Source organism: Brevundimonas sp. (assembly GCF_013823285.1).
Taxonomy (GTDB): domain Bacteria; phylum Pseudomonadota; class Alphaproteobacteria; order Caulobacterales; family Caulobacteraceae; genus Brevundimonas.
The window spans coordinates 1-16809 of sequence record NZ_PNLV01000057.1; the positions used below are offsets into that span (position 1 = coordinate 1).

At 69.4% G+C, this 16809-nt stretch carries 13 protein-coding genes; 5 read left to right on the top strand and 8 right to left on the bottom strand.

The genetic code is table 11. The annotated features are described in order from the left end of the window. Together C0461_RS09320 and C0461_RS09325 are read left to right on the top strand one after the other, a co-directional pair. The coding region (locus C0461_RS09320; RefSeq protein WP_292106086.1) for a TonB-dependent receptor at positions 1-772 on the top strand (772 nt) is incomplete at its 5' end. Positions 773-808: 36 nt separating this feature from the next. Next, positions 809-1801, top strand: a complete 993-nt coding sequence (locus C0461_RS09325; RefSeq protein ID WP_292106088.1) for a DUF6607 family protein — start codon at positions 809-811, stop codon at positions 1799-1801. Positions 1802-1807: 6 nt separating this feature from the next. Here C0461_RS09325 and C0461_RS09330 read toward each other — a convergent pair whose 3' ends face one another. The 8 genes from C0461_RS09330 to C0461_RS09365 all read right to left on the bottom strand — a co-directional run bounded on the left by C0461_RS09330 (position 1808) and on the right by C0461_RS09365 (position 10125). Then, a complete protein-coding gene (locus C0461_RS09330) occupies positions 1808-2221 on the bottom strand; it encodes a CBS domain-containing protein (protein ID WP_292106091.1) in 414 nt (137 codons plus the stop codon). 59 nt (positions 2222-2280) lie between these two features. Then, entirely contained in the window at positions 2281-3486 is a 1206-nt protein-coding gene (locus C0461_RS09335; protein WP_292106093.1) for a pyridoxal phosphate-dependent aminotransferase, read from the bottom strand. A gap of 110 nt (positions 3487-3596) precedes the next feature. Beyond that, positions 3597-5198, bottom strand: a complete 1602-nt coding sequence (locus C0461_RS09340) for a M56 family metallopeptidase (RefSeq protein WP_292106095.1) — start codon at positions 5196-5198, stop codon at positions 3597-3599. Then, positions 5195-5569: a BlaI/MecI/CopY family transcriptional regulator gene (locus tag C0461_RS09345; RefSeq protein WP_292106097.1), complete on the bottom strand. Its 375-nt coding sequence runs from the start codon at positions 5567-5569 to the stop codon at positions 5195-5197. The genes C0461_RS09340 and C0461_RS09345 overlap by 4 nt, the downstream gene beginning before the upstream one ends. A 132-nt stretch (positions 5570-5701) precedes the next feature. After that, a complete protein-coding gene (locus tag C0461_RS09350; RefSeq protein WP_292106101.1) occupies positions 5702-6916 on the bottom strand; it encodes an RtcB family protein in 1215 nt (404 codons plus the stop codon). 289 nt (positions 6917-7205) lie between these two features. Next, entirely contained in the window at positions 7206-8345 is a 1140-nt protein-coding gene (gene nagA, locus C0461_RS09355; RefSeq protein ID WP_292106104.1) for an N-acetylglucosamine-6-phosphate deacetylase, read from the bottom strand. Continuing rightward, positions 8345-9346: an SIS domain-containing protein gene (locus tag C0461_RS09360; protein WP_292106117.1), complete on the bottom strand. Its 1002-nt coding sequence runs from the start codon at positions 9344-9346 to the stop codon at positions 8345-8347. The genes nagA and C0461_RS09360 overlap by 1 nt, the downstream gene beginning before the upstream one ends. A 41-nt stretch (positions 9347-9387) precedes the next feature. Continuing rightward, a complete protein-coding gene (locus tag C0461_RS09365; protein ID WP_292106106.1) occupies positions 9388-10125 on the bottom strand; it encodes a GntR family transcriptional regulator in 738 nt (245 codons plus the stop codon). Between the two features lie 258 nt (positions 10126-10383). Here C0461_RS09365 and C0461_RS09370 point away from each other — a divergent pair, with 258 nt between their 5' ends. From C0461_RS09370 to C0461_RS09380, 3 genes are all read left to right on the top strand, one after another. Continuing rightward, positions 10384-13128: a TonB-dependent receptor gene (locus tag C0461_RS09370; protein ID WP_292106109.1), complete on the top strand. Its 2745-nt coding sequence runs from the start codon at positions 10384-10386 to the stop codon at positions 13126-13128. A gap of 134 nt (positions 13129-13262) precedes the next feature. Beyond that, positions 13263-15572, top strand: coding sequence for a family 20 glycosylhydrolase (locus C0461_RS09375; RefSeq protein WP_292106112.1), 2310 nt, complete (start codon positions 13263-13265; stop codon positions 15570-15572). Next, on the top strand, positions 15569-16809 hold a 1241-nt coding region (locus C0461_RS09380), incomplete at its 3' end, for a glucose PTS transporter subunit IIA (protein ID WP_292106114.1). The genes C0461_RS09375 and C0461_RS09380, both read left to right, overlap by 4 nt.

Genomic DNA, 16809 nt, shown 5'->3' on the forward strand with positions numbered 1-16809 from the left:
CGGCCTGTTCGCCAATGTGGCCGAGGGCTTCAAGGCGCCGTCGCCCATGCAGGTGAACAACGCCTTCTCCAACCCGCTGTTCGGCTATGTCTCGATCCCCAACCCGGACCTGGGGCCGGAGACCAGCACCAGCATCGAGGGCGGCGTCCGCTTCCGCAATGTGCAGCTGGCCGGCGGCGACGCGCGGCTGCAACTGGCCGCCTTCCGCTCGGACTATGACGATTTCATCAGCCAGATCGTGGTCGGCGGGTCGTTCACCCCGGCGGATCCGGCGATCTATCAGTACGTGAACCTGGGCGGTGTGACGGTCCACGGTTTCGAGGCGCGGGGCGACATCGCCTGGGACAACGGGTTCAGCCTGACAGGGGCCTTCTCCTACGCCGACGGCGAGCAGACCGAGGCGGGGGCGCGCGCTTCCCTGCCGACCATCGATCCCATCAAGCTGGTGGCGGGTCTGGGCTATGCGGAGCCGGCGGGCCGCTGGGGCGGGCAGGCGATCGTGACCTGGTCGGCGCAGAAGGACGTGAACGAAACCGACGGCCTGTCCTGCCATGACGCCTGTTTCACCGGCGACGATTTCACCCTGCTGGACCTGACCGCCTGGTGGAACGTCAACGACAACGTCACCCTGCGCGCGGGCGTCTTCAACGTGTTCGACGAGACCTACAGCTGGTGGAGCGACATCGCGGGCCTGTCGTCCACCTCGGCGGTGCTGGACGCCTACACCCAGCCGGGACGGAATGTCTCCGTGTCCCTGTCCCTGCGTTACTGACCCTCAGCGCGATCATCCGCACAAAGGAGCACCACCATGCGTTCCACCGCCGTCGCCCTCGTCGCCGTCCTCGCGGCGCCCCTGGCCGCCATGGCCCAGCCTGCGCTCTCCCAGCCGGCGCAGGCCCAGGCCCAGGCCGAGCAATCCCGCTTTGATCAGGACCGTCAGGCCATCCTGTCCCAGGCGGGCGACTTCCGGGTCCGTTTCGACATGCGCGAGACGGTTCCGTTCCAGGACGGTTATGAGCCGCTGGAGGCCAAGCTGTCGGGCGGCAACGAGATCGTTCGGGTTGTCTACGACGACGGCGACCGCATCAGCCTGCAGCACATCCTGGTGATGGATCACGAGGGCCAGACCTTCGTCATCAAGCACTGGCGTCAGGACTGGGTCTATGAACCCGAGACGGTGCTGACCTATGCCGGGCCCGATCGATGGGACCTCAGCCCTGTGGCGGCGGCCGCGCGGCGCGGCGCCTGGTCCCAGACCGTGTGGCAGACGGACGACTCGCCCCGCTACGGCGGCGTCGGCCGCTGGTCCCACGACAACGGCATGGCCCAGTGGACGTCTGACGAGACCACCCGACCGCTGGCGCGGCGCGATGCGGTGCGCGACCCGGTCTACGACCGCTATGTGGGCAGCAATCGCCACGTCCTGACGCCCTTCGGCTGGGCGCACCTGCAGGACAACGTCAAGCTGGGCCAGGCCCAGGGCGATGCGGCGGGACTGGTGGCCTATGTGCAGGAGGATGTGGTCAACACCTACCGCCGCTGGGACGGGTTCGACCCTGCGGCCGGCGACGCCTACTGGGCGGCCACGTCGGAGTACTGGGCCGCCGTGCGCGGTTTCTGGGACGCCGCCATCGCCGCCGGAGACGGCGTCTCGGTAGAGGAGGAGGCCAGCAACGGCGCGGTGACGGGTCCGACCCTGATGGGCCTGGCCAACCAGATCGAGGACGGCGAGATCACCACCGAGGCCGCCATCGCCGAGGCCCGCCGCACCATCGCCGAGGCGACGGGCGCGGTGATCTGAGGTCCGTCAGTTCGGGCGGGAGATTTCTTCCAGCGCTTCGCCGGCGTATTTTTCCTTTACGCGGGTGGAGAGGTCGCCGAGGGACACCACGCCGACCAGGCGGTTGTCTCCGTCGAGGATTGGCAGGCGGCGAATCTGCTTGTCGGACATGCATTTCAGCACGTCCTTGAGATCCTCGTCGTCACGTCGCCATTCCACCGTGGTGGTCATTGCCTCGCTGACGGGGGTGTCGGCGCCCGCGCCGCCCGCCAGGGCCCGCACCACCAGATCCCGGTCGGTGACCGCGCCCACCAGCTGGTCGCCCTCGGCCACCGGCATGAAACCGAAGTCGCCCGCCGCCATGCGGCCGGCCACGTTCTGGATGGAGTCGCCGGGACGGGCGACCTGCACGTCACGGCTCATGATGTCGCGAACCTTCATTGCGTCTCTCCCTTGAATGATGGGGGATGAACCCATCGGGAGAGGCGCGGTTCCGGTTGTCAGGCGAGGCCGGCGCAGAACCGCTGGATGCGCTTGCAGGCGTCCTCCAGCACATCTTCCGAGGTGGCGTAGCTGATGCGGAAGAACGGCGACAGGCCGAAGGCTGCGCCGTGCACCACCGCCACGCCCTCGGCTTCCAGCAATTCACGGGCGAAGACCTCGTCGCTGTCGATCATCACGCCGGTCGTGGTCGTCTTGCCCATCAGCCCCTCGGCCGACGGATAGACGTAGAAGGCGCCCTCGGGCGTGGCGCAGGTGATACCTTCGGCCTCGTTCAGCATGGACACCACCAGGTCGCGCCGCTTTTCGAACGCGGCGCGGCGCACGGCCATGAAGTCCTGCGGCCCGTTCAGGGCCTCCACGGCGGCGGCCTGGCTGATGGAGGAGGGGTTGGACGTGGTCTGGCCCGCCACCTTGCGCATCAGGTCGATGAGGGGCTTCGGCCCGCCCGCGTAACCGATGCGCCAGCCGGTCATGGCGTAGGCCTTGGACACGCCGTTGACCGTCAGGGTGCGTTCGTAGAGGTCCGGCGCCACCTGGGCGATGGTGGTGTACTCGAAGCCGCCGTAGACCAGATGCTCGTACATGTCGTCGGTCATGACCCAGACGTGGGGATGACGGCGCAGGACCTCGGCCAGGGACTCCAGTTCGGCGCGGGTGTAGGCGGCGCCGGTGGGGTTGGACGGGCTGTTGAGGATCAGCCACTTCGTGCGGGGCGTGATGGCGGCCTCCAGCACCTCGGGCTTCAGCTTGAAGCCGTCGGCGGCCTCGCCCACGATCTCCACGGGCTCGCCGCCCGCCAGCAGCACCATGTCCGGATAGCTGACCCAGTAGGGCGCAGGCACGATCACCTCGTCGCCGGGCGAGAGGGTGGCGACCAAGGCGTTGTACAGCACCGCCTTGCCGCCGGGAGCCACGTGGATCTGGCTGGTCTCGTAGGTCAGGCCGTTCTCGCGCGCGAACTTGGCCACGATGGCGGCCTTGAGCTCGGGCGTGCCGTCCACGTCGGTGTATTTGGTGTCGCCGCGCTGGATGGCGGCGATGGCGGCCTGCTTGATGTTGTCGGGGGTGTCGAAGTCCGGCTCGCCGGCACCCAGACCGATCACATCGCGGCCTGCCCGCTTGAGCTCGCGCGCCTTGGCGGTCACGGCCAGGGTGGCCGAAGGCTTGACGCGCGCGAGGGCGGAGGACTGCAGGCTGGACATGAGCGATCCGTGGTTTGGCGTGGGGAGACCGCTTTCTTACGCAACCGCGAAAGGACGCGCAAACGCCCTGTCCGGCGGAGCGGACAAGGCGTCGCGGCGGCGTGAGGGGATCAGATGTCCGAGGACGCCTGACTCGCCAGGCGGTCGGCCTGACGGTCCATTTCATCGGCTTGTTCAGCCAGGCGGGGCGAAAGGGCGGCGAGGTCTTCGTCGGTCACGGTCTGGCCCCGCGCACGGTTCTGCTCGATCTGGCGGGCGCGGTAGGCCGGGTCGCGCAGACGGCGGCTTTCCTCACGCATCTGTTCCGCGCCCCGGCGCATCTGCTGGGCGCCTTCACGCATGTGAACCCGCGCCTCGGCCATCTGGACACGGGCCTGCTCCCGGGCCTGTGCGGCATGGACCAGAGCCTGGGCGCGCGCCTGTTCGGCATGGGCGCGGGCGGCGTCGGCGTTCACCCGGACCCGGGCGGCGGCGTGGGCGTTGGCGGCCGCCTCCACGCGGATCTGGTCGGCATGGCGGCGGGCTTCCTCGGCGTGGACGCGGACCGCCTCCACATGGGCGCGCATCTCGGCCGTGTCGGCGCCATGCCGATAGTAGACGCCGCCCTCGACCGGGGGCGCAGGAGGAGCGGGAGGCGGGGGCGGCGGGGGCGGCGGGGCCGGAGGCGCGGGCGGGGCAGGCGGCGCAGGCGCGACCAGTTGGGCCAGATCGAGGCGTTCCGGCGCGACAGGTGGGCGGGGCGCTTCCGGCGCAGGGGGCGGCGACGGCGGCGCCTGCAGCTCCAGGGCGGCGACGGGGGCGGCCACGGCGGCCAGAAGGGCGACGGCGCCGAGGGCGACCAGGGGGCGGCGGCGTGAGGGGACGGCGGTCATGAGGCAGGCGATCCTTCTTTTCAGGGCGTGGGGTCGGGCGGCCATGGCCAGGGCGGCCGGGGGGGCGGGGGCGCTGGCCAGGCCGATCAGGGCGCTGGCGTATTCGGCGCGGTCCATGTGGCCGGCGGCGATGGCGTCGGCGGCTTCCTCGGCGCGGGCGGCGAGGTCGGCGTGCAGACGCCAGACCAGCGGGTTGAACCAGAACAGGGCCAGGACCAGACGCGACAGGATCAGGAAGACCCAGTCGGCGCGGCGCAGGTGCGCCATCTCGTGGGCCAGGATGGCCGGAGCCGCCTGGGGCGCCCTGAGGCTGGTCTCGTCGATCAGGACCACGCCGGGTCGAACGCCCCAGCTGAGCGGGCCGGGCGCCTGACGGCTGGCCAGCAGGCGAGGCCGGGGCTGATGCGCGGCCAGGGCCGTCAGCCAGCGCGGGCAGCGCACGGGCGCGGCCTCGCTGGTCCAGCGGTGCAGGGTCCATACCCCGGCGGCGAAGCGGGCGGCGATCAGCACGGCCCCGAGGGTCCAAAGGCAGGCGAGGATGACGGCGGCGTCGGGCATGGCCAGGGCGCCGGATACGGCCACCCCGTCGAGGGGCTCGACCTGTCCGCTCCAGACCGGCGGCGCGATCGGGGCGGTGGCGGGCGCTGACGGCAAGACCGCAAGGCGCAGGGCCGGACCCACGGCCATGAGCACGGGCAGGGCCAGCAGCATCAGGACGGTTCCGCGCAGGATGTCGACGCGCTCGATCGGGCGACGGGTGGCGAAGCGGGCCAGCAGCAGGCCTGCGCCAGCGATCAGGCTGGACTTGGCGAGAAGGGCGATGAGGAGGGCGAGCGTCATTTGCCGTCTCCCTTGGCCTTGTCGATCAGGCGGCGAAGGGCTTCGGCCTCGTCGGAGGTCAGGCGGTCGCCCATGCCCAGAAGGGCGGTGGCGGCGCTGACGGCGGACCCGGCGAAGAAGGTGTCCACCATGCGCTTGAGGGCGCCGGCGGCCAGGGCGTCGGGGCGCGGCGCCGGGCGATAGACGAAACCGCCCTGACCGGGCTCGCGGCGGACCAGCGCCTTGGCCTCGAGCCGGGACAGCAGGGTGCGCACGGCGGAGTCGCTGAGCGGATCGGACAGGGTGGTGCGGACATCAGCCGCCGTGGCGGCCTCAAGCCGACAGAGGGTTTCGAACACCTCCCGCTCGCGCCGGGGCAGGGACTCGATCATGGGGCCGCCTCCTCTACAAATGTAGCGTTACACTTGTAGCGAATTGGGGCGGCAATGGGGCGCTGACATGAAAAGGCGGTCAGGGTTCCGGAACGACGAAAGCCGGCCATGCTCGCGCACGACCGGCTCCCGTCATCCCTTGACGCACACCACCTGACGCAGGGTGTGCACGACCTCGATCAGGTCGGTCTGGGCCGCGATGACCGCGTCGATGTCCTTGTAGGCCATCGGCGTTTCATCGATCACCTCGGCGTCCTTGCGGCACTCGACGCCTTCGGTGGCGCGGACATGGTCCTCCACCGTGAAGCGCCGCTTCGCCTCGGTCCGGCTCATGGCCCGACCGGCGCCGTGTGAGCAGGTGCAGAACGAGTCCGCATTGCCCTTGCCGCGCACGATGAAGGACTTCGCCCCCATCGAGCCGGGGATGATGCCCAGCTCATCGAGCCTGGCCGACACGGCGCCCTTACGGGTCAGGAACACGTCCTTGCCGAAGTGGCGCTCCTTCGAGACGTAGTTGTGGTGACAGTTCACCGCCTCCTGCGTCGTCTCCAGATCCGGCCAGAAGGCCTTCAGCACGCCGAGCACGCTGTCCATCACCTCGCGGTTGGCGCGCGCGTACTTCTGGGCCCACGACACCGCCCGGACATAGTGGACGAAGCCGTCCGTCCCTTCCGGGAAATAGGCCAGGTCCTGATCCGGCAGGTTGATGTGCCAGCGCCGCATCTCGTGCCTGGCCCGTTCGATGAAATAGGTCCCGAACCGGTTGCCTACGCCACGCGAGCCGGAGTGCAGCATCACCCAGACGTCGCCCGCCTCATCGAGGCAGAGCTCGATGAAATGGTTGCCGGTGCCCAGCGTGCCCAGGTGGCCGAAGCCACGCGGGTGCGCCGCCTTGGGGTGGGCCTCGACCACGGCGTCGTAGCCGGCCTTGAGGTCCGCCCAGCGGGTCACGGCCGAGGCCGGCGGCTCGCCGGCCCAGGCGCCCTTGTCGTTGCGCCCGCCGTTGTCGGTGCGGCCGTGCGGAACGGCCGCCTCGATGGCGGAGCGGATGCCCGAAAGGTCGTCCGGCAGGTGTTCAGCGCGGATCGAGGTCCGCACCGCCATCATGCCGCAGCCGATGTCCACGCCTACCGCGGCCGGAATGATGGCCCCCACGGTCGGGATCACGGACCCCACGGTCGCGCCCTTGCCCCAGTGCACGTCGGGCATGACCGCGACGTGGGAATGGATGAACGGCAGCGAGGCCACGTTCTTCAACTGTGTCAGCGCCGCATCCTCGATGGGCACCCCCCGGGTCCACGCCTTGATCGGCGCGCCCGGGTTCTCGATCACGTCATAGCCATGCATGGCCGACGTCTCCTTTTCTGTCTGATCCTTCCGGACCGGTCAGAGGGAGCCCCCGTTTCGGAAACAAAAAACCCCTCCGGCCGGTCGCGGGAGGGGTTGCTGAAACCGTGAACGATCTGGTCGTTCCGCTACACCGCCTCCACGCGCAAGCCCTCACCCGCGACCAGATTCAGGTCGCGGCTGGCGGGCAGGCTCATCTTGACGCAGTAGTGGAACATGGTTCTCTCGTCCTCGGGCCGGCCCGCTTACAGGCATTTTTCCAGCTTGGCCAGAGGCGACGACGAAAGCTTCAGGACTCGGAGCTCTGGCCGCCGATCCAGGTGCGGAGGGTGTGGCCGTCGCGGTCCAGCAGGACCAGGTCGGCCATGAGGCCGGCTTCGATGCGGCCGCGCTGGTCGGACAGGCCCATGAAGGCGGCGGGGGCGCCGGCGGCCATGAAGGCGGCCTGGGGCAGGGTGAGGCCGAGGCGCTCCACGGCGTTGCGGACGGCCGAGGCCATGTCCAGATCGGCGCCGGCCAGGGTGCCGTGCTCGTCCATGCAGACCCCGTCCTGAACCGTGATGCGGCGGCCGTGCAGGTCGAAGACCTTGTCGGTCATGCCCACCGAGGGCATGGCGTCGGTGACCAGCATGAAGCGGTCCAGCGGCCGCGCGCGCAGGGCGATCCTGAGCGTGGCGTCATGGACATGGCGGCCGTCCACGATCAGGCCGCACCAGCAGTTCGGGTCGTCCAGGGCGGCGCCCACCACGCCGGGCTCGCGGTTGCCCAGCTGGCTCATGGCGTTGAAAAGGTGGGTGACGCCGGTGGCGCCCGCGTCCAGGGCGCGGCGGGCCTCGTCATAGCCGGCGTTGGTGTGGCCGATAGCGATCACCACCCCGGCGGCGGCTAGGCGGCCGATCATGGCCGGCGTCGCCGCCTCGGGCGCCACGGTGACCAGGGTGCGGCCGCGCTTGAGCGAGGTGAGCAGGGCCAGGCCCTCCTCATCCAGGTCGCGCAGGCGATCGAGGCTGTGGATGCCGCGGCGCCGGGCGCTGAGATACGGGCCCTCGATGTGGATGCCCAGAACGCCGGGCACGCCCTGTTCCATGGCCGTCTCCACCGCGCGCATGGCGCGGTCGATGACGTCCAGATCGTCGCTGATCAGGGTGGGCAGGAAGCCGGTGGCGCCGAAGCGGCGATGGGCGGCGGCGATGGCCGCGATGCCCTCCACCGTCGGCTCGTCGTTGAACAGCACCCCGCCTCCGCCGTTGACCTGGGTGTCGATGAAGCCGGGCAGCAGAACGCCGCCGTCCAGATCCACGCGCGCGCCGTCGGGCGCGGCGTCGGCGGGGACCACGTCGGCGATGCGGTCGCCGTCCAGAACCACCGCCACGTCCTCGCGCAGGACGTCGCCGGTCAGCACCCGGCCATTGATCAGAACCGTGCGCATCAGACCGTTTCAGTGACCTTGTTCAGATGGGGCGGGCGATCGGGATCATAGCCCCGGGCCACCGACAGGGCGTTGGCCATGCGGTAGAAACTCTGGATCATCAGGATCGGCTCCAGTCCCGGATCGGCGGCCAGGGCTGGGAGGCCGCCGGGCTCGCCCGACGCGGCCGTCAGGACGTGGGCCCCGCGCGCAGCCATGTCGGCGGCCATGGCGCGGACGCCGTCACGGGTTTCATCGTTCTGGGCGAAGACGAGGGCGGGAAAGCCGGGTTCGACCAGGGCCATGGGGCCGTGCAGGACCTCTGCGGTCGAGAACGCTTCGGCGTGCAGGCCGCAGGTCTCCTTGAATTTCAGCGCTGCCTCCATGGCCACGCCGTAGCCGACGCCGCGTCCCAGCACATAGAGGTTGCGGGCGTCCTTCAGGGCCTCGACGCCTTGCGACCAGTCCAGCGCCCAGGCCTGGGCCAGCTGGGCGGGCAGGGCCGACAGGCCGGTCCGCAGGCCCGCATCGTCGCTCCACTCCGCCGTCAGATGGGCCAGGGCGCTCAGGGAGGCGATGTAAGATTTGGTCGCCGCTACGCTGCGCTCGGCGCCCGCGTGAAGGGGAATGACGATGTCGGCGAGCTCGGCCAACGGCGAGTCGGCGTCGTTGACGAGGGCGACCATTCGGGCCCCCGCATCCTTCGCCGCGCGCACGGCGGACAGAAGGTCCGGACTCTTGCCCGACTGGGAGATGGCCAGGCCCAGCACCCCGTCCAGGGTCTGGTGGGTCTGATAAACCGAGCTGACCGACAGGCCGGCCGCCGAGGTCAGGACCCCCAGCCGCGTGCCCATGAGATAGCGGCCATAGGTGCCGGCGTGGTCCGAGCTGCCGCGTCCGAAGGTGACGACCGCGCGGGGCGGTTCGCGGCGCAGGGTCGCAGCCAGGTCGCGCACGACCCCGGTGTTGGCCGCCAGCTGGCGCGCCACGACGGACGAGGCCTCGGCGGCTTCGGCGAACATGCGGGTGAATTCGGCGGACGGGGCGGTCACGGCGGCGGCTCTCACGACAGGGCGTTCAGTTCGGCGACGAAGTCATAGGCGTCGCCACGATAGTAGGATTGCGTCACCTCAACGGCCCGACCGTCCGCCAGGATGCCGCGCCGCTCGATCAACAGGGCGGGATCGGTGGGGCGAAGGCCCATCAGCTCGGCGTGCTCGGCGCCCAGAAGCACGGCGCGCAGGCGCTGCAGCGCGCGGGCGGGGCGGTGGCCGGTCTTCTCCAGCGCCGCATAGAGGGAATGGTCCACGTCATCGGGCGAGGCCAGGCAGAAGCCGGGAATGGTCGAGAACTCCAGCGCCATGACCGCGCCGTCGGCGTAACGGATGCGGCTGAAGCGATAGACCGGGGTGCCGGGCGACAGGCCCAGGGTCATGGACTCTTCCGGCGTCACGGCCCCGCGCGACTTGGTCAGCCAGGCGCTGTGCGGGGTGCGGCCGCGCGAGATCATGTCCTCGGTGAATGAGGAGAGCTTGGAGAAGTTCTTTTCCACGCGGGCGGCGACGAAGGTGCCGGCGCCCTGGCGGCGGGTCAGCAGGCCTTCGCCGACCAGGCCGTCCAGCGCCTTGCGCACGGTGATGCGCGAAATCTTGTACTCGGCCGCCAGGTCCCGCTCGGCGGGCAGGGCGTCGTCGGGCGCCAGCACCTTGGCGTTGATGGCGTCCCGCAGGGCCTTCTGAAGCTGTTTGTAAAGGGGCGCGTGATCGCCCTGGTCCAGCGCGCCGATCCGTTCAGAAAACATGGACGAAACCTCCCCCGGGCGGGCCGATCATCCCGCGTCGTCGGTGACGGTAACATCGGACCAATGAGATACCAATATCAAATTTGTTCGGAATTGGCATCATTTTGGGCTTGTCATTTTTTCGTAATGGGTCAGTGTTCGGCTCGTTGGCCTGACGCACCCGTGTTCCTGCAATGAGTAAAGCGGGGTCATTGGTATCATATTGGGCTTCAATCGGCTTGGGGACGGGGGTCCCCATCTTTGAGGGGAGAGTGCCGGGTGACCAGAGTTCGTAAATCGCTCATTGCAGCATCCGTCAGCGGTCTGGCCATCATGGCCGCCGGCGCGGCCATGGCCCAGTCCGGGGCTCAGTCCCAACAGGACGTGACGGAGGTGGACGAGGTCGTCGTCACGGGCATCCGCGCCTCGCTTCAGCAGTCGCTGGAGACCAAGCGCAGCTCCAACTCCATCATCGATGTGGTGACAGCCGAGGATGTGGGCCGCTTCCCGTCCTCCAACGTGGCCGAGGCCATCACCATCATACCTGGCGTGACTATCGACCGGGAGTTCGGCCAGGGCGAGAAGGTCTCGATCCTGGGCACCGACCCGGCCCTGAACCGCACCCTGCTGAACGGCCAGACGGTGGCCTCGGCGGACTGGTTCATCCTCGATCAGCCGGGCCGGACGTTCAACTATGCGCTTCTGGCGCCCCAGATCGTCGGCAGCGTTGAGGTCTACAAGACGCCCGAGCCGCGCATCGACGAGGGCTCCATCGGCGGTACGGTGATCGTCAACACCCGCCGTCCGCTGGACGCGGGCATCAACCCCATCTCGGGCGCGGTGACCTATCTGTGGAACGACCGGTCCGAGGAAGGCGATTTCCAGTATTCCATCATGGGCAACTGGACCAATCCGGAGCGCACCTTCGGCGTTCTGGTGGCCGCCCAACGGGCCAGCGACTTCCTGCGCCGCGACGGGGTTCAGTCCTACGGCACGATCACGGCGGCGGAATATGCGCCTTCGACCCAGGCGTCGTGGAAGCCGGGTTCTCCGACCTGCGTCGGCGCCTGCGCGGACACCCTGGCGGCGAATCCGGACGCCATCGGCCTGAACGCCCTGGCGGCGTCCTATTTCGAACAGCAGCGCGACCGCGACAGCTATATGGCGGCCCTGCAGTGGCGGCCGACCCCGAACCTGGAGATCAATTTCGACTGGCTGCGCATCGACGCCAGCTATGACAACACCAACCAGTCCATGTTCGCCTTCCAGGGCAACACCTGGAACGCCATTGACCGTCTGACCGACATCACGGTCGAGAACGGGATCATCACGCGGGCTTCCTTTGACAACGCCCTGTCGGTGCTGGACGTGCAGTACCGCGAGGCGGCCATGACCTCGGACAGCTACCGGCTGAACCTGGAATGGAGCGGAGACCGCTGGGACGTCTCGGGCGTCGTTGGCTACACCACCGCCGAGGGCGGCACCCAGCGCCAGCTGTTCGGCGAGTTCCTGAACTGGTCGAACTATACGGTGGATATCTCCGGCGCCCCCGGGCGGCCCGGCGTGGTCACCTACGAGAACAACATCATGGACGACCCGACCGCCTTCGCCTTCGATGGCGGCTGGGGCGCGGGTGATCCCACGGTGGGCCCCGACGGCTGGAACTCGGGCTGGGGCGGCAACATCGTCTCCAAGCCGACCACGGACGAGGAGCAGTACGCCCAGATCGACTTCGGCTATGCCTTGCCCGGTGCGATCACCCAGGTCCGGTTCGGGTACAAGTATCGGGATCACGAGACCGACCAGCGCATGTCGGGGGTCTCGATCCCGGTCTATGGCTGGGTCGGCGACGCCTCCATGTTCAATCCCCGCCAAGTTCCGTCGAACTATCTGAACGGCTTTGACGTCAACGATCAGATGCGGACCCGCTTCGTGCTGGATGGCGCGGCCCTGGCCGACTACCTGGCCGGGGGCGGATATCTGCAGCCCTGGCAGACCGCTCCGGAGGTGACGGTGTTCGGCAACGCCGAGTTCACCTCGCAGAACTGGAACATCCAGGAGTCGGCCCACGCCGCCTATGTGCAGGCCGACTTCGACACCGGCCGGATGCGCGGCAACTTCGGCCTGCGCTATGTGCGCACCGAATCCGAGAGCGGCGGCTATACCTGCATCAACCAGACGGCGGCCGGCTGCGGCACGACCGAGGCCGACTGGGAGTGGGTGGTGGCCACCAAGGACTACGACAACTGGCTACCCAGCGTGAACGTGGCCATCGATCTGGCGGACGACCTGATCCTGCGCCTGTCGGCGGCCCAGGTGATCGCGCGGCCGAACTTCGCGGACATGTCCAACTACTTCTGGCTGTCGGACCAGATCCTCACCGGCGGCGGCGGCAATCCGGACCTGAACCCGTATGAATCCCTGAACCTGCACGCCTCGCTGGAGTGGTACTTCCAGCCCGAGGCCATTCTGGGCGCCGAGTTCTTCTACAAGGACATCGACAACTACATCCTGCAGCAGACCTCGCCCGAGGATCACTTCAACCAGGCCCAGCAGGCGGTCACCACCTATCAGATCAGCCGCCCGGCGAACGCCGGCTCGGCCCAGGTGCGCGGGGTGGCCCTAGCCTATCAGCAGACCTTCGCCTACGGCTTCGGCCTGCTGGCCAACTACACCTATGTGGACGCCGAGGCGGCCGACGGCTCGCCCTTGCCGTACAACTCGAACCACCAGCTGAACATCAGCCCGTTCTACGAGAACGGACCGTTCTCGGCCCGCCTGGGCTACAGCTGGCGCTCGGAGTATTTCACGGGCGTGGACCGAGCCAACAACATGTACGTGGACGACCACGAGAACCTGGACGCCACGGTCAGCTGGGCCTTCAACGATCAGGTCAGCATGACCTTCGCGGGCCAGAACCTGCTGGACAGCGAGTACTACAACTATGCGGATACGGTGGCGCTGCCGCGCGGCGTGTACCGGACCGGTCGAAAGCTGATGGCGACGCTCGCCGTCAACTTCTGACGCAGGGGCGCGGGGCGGAGGATCCCGCCGCTCCGCGCCGCCTTCGTCAGCTTATCCCCTGAGCGAACTGGGGCGGCCGCATTGCGCCGCCCCCTCTTTCGCCGGACAGTCTTCCCGAGTGCGAGGGGCCCTGCATGTTCAAGACCATTTCATCCGCCGTCGTCCTGTCCGTAGCCGGACTGATGACGGTCGCGGCCCCGGCGTGGGCGCAGACGCCCTCGCTGATTCCGGCGCCGGCCGCGGCGACGCCCGCCGAGGGCGTGTTCCGCCTGGACGCCGCCACCGTGGTGCGGGTTCCGCCCGGCGACGAGGAAGCGGCCCGGGCGGCCGCGTATTTCATCGACCTGATCCGACGCACGCGAGGGCTCGACCTGGCCGTGTCGGCAGAACCCGGGGCGGGGATCGTCTTCGAACGCAATGAGGGCGGGGCCGAGGACGCTTACGGCCTGGCGGTCGGGCCGGGCGGGGCGACCATCGTCGCGTCCGATTTCGGCGGCCTCCTGTATGGCGGGGTGAGCCTGTGGCAGCTGGCCACCGCCGAGGCGGGGCAGGGCGCGGTGGATATCGCCGCGACGACCATCGAGGACGCGCCGCGCTTCGGCTGGCGCGGACTGATGCTGGACTCGGCGCGCCATTTCCAGAGCATCGAGATGGTCCGGGACCTGATCGACGTCATGGCCATGCACAAGCTGAACGTGCTGCACTGGCACCTGACCGACGACCAGGCCTGGCGGCTGGAGATCAACGCTTATCCCCGACTGACCGAGGTGGGCGCGTGGCGCCAGCAGGCCGGAGCGGCGGGCTTCGACGACAACGGCGAGCCGCTGCAGTACGGCGGCTTCTACACCCAGGACCAGGTGCGCGAGATCGTGGCCTACGCCGCCGCGCTGAACATCACGGTGGTGCCCGAGATCGAGATGCCGGGACACGCCCTGGCGCCCATCGTGGCCTATCCGGAACTGGGGTCAGTGGAGAACCCGCCGGACGCGGTCTTTACCGACTGGGGCGTGTTTCCGTGGCTGTTCAACATCGAGGACGGGACGTTCGAATTCCTGGAGACGGTGCTGGACGAGGTCATGGCCCTGTTCCCGAGCGAGTACATCCACATCGGCGGCGACGAGGCGGTCAAGGATCAGTGGGAGGCCAACGCCCACATCCAGGCGCGGATGGTTGAGCTGGGCGTCGCGGACGAGAACGAACTGCAGAGCTGGTTCGTGCGGCGCATCGAGCGCCACCTGAACGCCAACGGCCGACGCCTGATCGGCTGGGACGAAATCCTCGAAGGCGGCCTGGCGCCCAACGCCACGGTCATGTCCTGGCGCGGCATCGACGGCGCCATCGAGGCGGCGCGGATGGGGCACGACACGGTCCTGACCCCGGCCCCGATCCTGTATTTCGACCATCGCCAGAGCCACAGCCCGGACGAGTCGCCCGGGCGCGGGGCGGTGATCAGCACCCCCGACGTCTACGCCTTCGACCCGGCGCCCGACGCCCTGACCGAGGACCAGCTGGATCATATCCTGGGCGTTCAGGGCAACGTCTGGACCGAGCACATCCGCACCGAGGAGCGGCTGTGGGACAAGCTGTTCCCGCGCATGGCGGCCGTGGCCGAGCTGGGCTGGTCGCCGCCCCATGCGAACGACTGGGCCAGCTTCGCGGCGCGCCTGCCTGACCAGCTGGATCGTTATGAGGCCCTGGGCGTCATCCACGCGACCATCTGGCTGGAGCCGATGCTGTCGCTGGACCTGGCCGGGAGCGGGGCCGACGAGGGCTTGTCGGTGTCCCTGTCGAACGAGTTCGGGACGGGCGAGATCCGCTACACGACCGACGGCGGCGGGGTGACCTCTGAGTCGGCGGTCTATGAGGACGCCGTGATCGTCCAGCCGGGCGCCGTCGTCCGGGCCTCCACCTGGCTGAACGGCGAGCCCGTCGGCCGCGAGCGCGAATGGACCGTGACGCGCCGGGACGCGGTGACGCGCACCAGCCATCAGCTGGGCCAGTGCGTGGGCGGGCTGGTGCTGGCGCTGGAGGATGACGCGCCGCGCGGGCCGCGCACGGACGAGCGCGCCGTGCTGGTGACCGATATTCTCAATCCGTGCTGGGTCTATGAGGCGGCGCCGCTGGACGGGGTGACCATGGTGACCGCGCATGTGGGGTCTCACCCCTTCAATTATCAGGTGGGGGCGGCGCGGGACTCGGTGCCGCTGCATCCCGTGTCCACGCCGCACGGCGAGCTTGAAATCCGGCTGGGCGGCTGCGAGGGGCCGCGCATCGGTACCCTGCCTCTGCAGCCCGCCGTGGACAATGACGGGATCACCGTCCTGACCGGCGAGATTCAGCCCCAGGAAGGCCGGCATGACCTGTGCCTGCGGTTCACGCGCGACTCGGTCGACCCGATCTGGGCGATCGAGCGCATCACCCTCGGCAGCCGGGACCGCCCATGACCGACATCGTCCTCGTCGCGCCCATGGCCGGCTGGGCCGCGCCGCTCTCCGAGGCGCCGGATCCGGTCTTCGCCGAGCGGATGATGGGGGACGGGGTGGCGGTGGACCCCATGGAGGGCGTGCTACGCGCGCCCTGCGACGGGGTGGTGACGATCCTGGCGCCCGCCCGCCACGCGGTGACCATCCGCGGCGAGAGCGGGGTCGAGGTGCTGATGCACATCGGTCTGGAGACCGTGGCCCTGAAGGGCGAGGGCTTCACCGCCCGCGTCGCCGAGGGTCAGGCGGTCAAGGCGGGCGACCCGCTGATCGAGTTCGATCTGGACCTGATCGCGGGGCGGGCGAAGAGCCTGATCACCCCCATCATCATCACCAATGGCGACGCCTTCGAAGTGGCGAGCCGGGTCACGGACCGGGAGGTCAGGCCGGGCGATACGCTGATGACCCTGCGGGCGTCAGGAGCCGGGGCGGAGACCGCACGGGCGGCGGCCGTCGAGGCGGAACGCAAGGTGGTGACACCGCTGGCTCATGGCATCCACGCCCGCCCGGCGGCGCGCATCGCGGCGCTGGCCAAGGGGTTCGACGCCGAGGTGACGGTGGCGGCCTTCAACCGCCGGTCCAGCGCGAAGAGTCCGGTAGGGATCATGGCCCTGGCCATCCGCCACGGCGACGCCATCACCCTGTCGGCCAGCGGGCCGGACGCGGCGCGGGCGGTGCAGGCGCTGGCCGAACTGATCGAAGGCGGCATGGGCGAGGCGGGGGCGGCGCCCGCCGCGAAGGTCACACCGGAGCCGACGACGCGGCCTCGACGGGCCTTGCACACGGGCTTGTTGCGCGGGGTGACGGCGGCGCCGGGCGTGGCCATCGGCCAGGCCGCGCGGCTGATCCGCACCGAGATCGAGGTCGCCGTCGACGGGCGGGGCGCGGGCGCCGAGCACGCCGCGCTGGATGGCGCGCTGGAGACGGTGCGAGACCGGCTGCAGGCCCTGACCGGCGGCGACGCCACCCGCGGCGCCATCGCCGGCGCCCATCTGGCGTTTCTGGACGACCCCGAACTGCTGGCCTCGGCCCAGCGGGGCATCAACGACGGACGCAGCGCGGGCCATGCCTGGCGAACGGCCATCGACGGCTTCGTGCAGGCGCTGAACGCCCTGGGCGACCGGCGCATGGCCGAGCGGGTGGACGACCTGAAGGATCTGGAGGGTCAGGTGCTGGCCGTGCTGACCGGGGAAGGCGAGGG

What these genes read in the sequence shown, in the direction of transcription:
- C0461_RS09325 (WP_292106088.1), top strand. Translation starts at nt 809, where the DNA reads ATGCGTTCCACCGCCGTCGCCCTCGTCGCCGTCCTCGCGGCGCCCCTG.
- C0461_RS09330 (WP_292106091.1), bottom strand. Translation starts at nt 2,221, where the DNA reads ATGAAGGTTCGCGACATCATGAGCCGTGACGTGCAGGTCGCCCGTCCC.
- C0461_RS09335 (WP_292106093.1), bottom strand. Translation starts at nt 3,486, where the DNA reads ATGTCCAGCCTGCAGTCCTCCGCCCTCGCGCGCGTCAAGCCTTCGGCC.
- C0461_RS09340 (WP_292106095.1), bottom strand. Translation starts at nt 5,198, where the DNA reads ATGACGCTCGCCCTCCTCATCGCCCTTCTCGCCAAGTCCAGCCTGATC.
- C0461_RS09345 (WP_292106097.1), bottom strand. Translation starts at nt 5,569, where the DNA reads ATGATCGAGTCCCTGCCCCGGCGCGAGCGGGAGGTGTTCGAAACCCTC.
- C0461_RS09350 (WP_292106101.1), bottom strand. Translation starts at nt 6,916, where the DNA reads ATGCATGGCTATGACGTGATCGAGAACCCGGGCGCGCCGATCAAGGCG.
- nagA (WP_292106104.1), bottom strand. Translation starts at nt 8,345, where the DNA reads ATGCGCACGGTTCTGATCAATGGCCGGGTGCTGACCGGCGACGTCCTG.
- C0461_RS09360 (WP_292106117.1), bottom strand. Translation starts at nt 9,346, where the DNA reads ATGTTCGCCGAAGCCGCCGAGGCCTCGTCCGTCGTGGCGCGCCAGCTG.
- C0461_RS09365 (WP_292106106.1), bottom strand. Translation starts at nt 10,125, where the DNA reads ATGTTTTCTGAACGGATCGGCGCGCTGGACCAGGGCGATCACGCGCCC.
- C0461_RS09375 (WP_292106112.1), top strand. Translation starts at nt 13,263, where the DNA reads ATGTTCAAGACCATTTCATCCGCCGTCGTCCTGTCCGTAGCCGGACTG.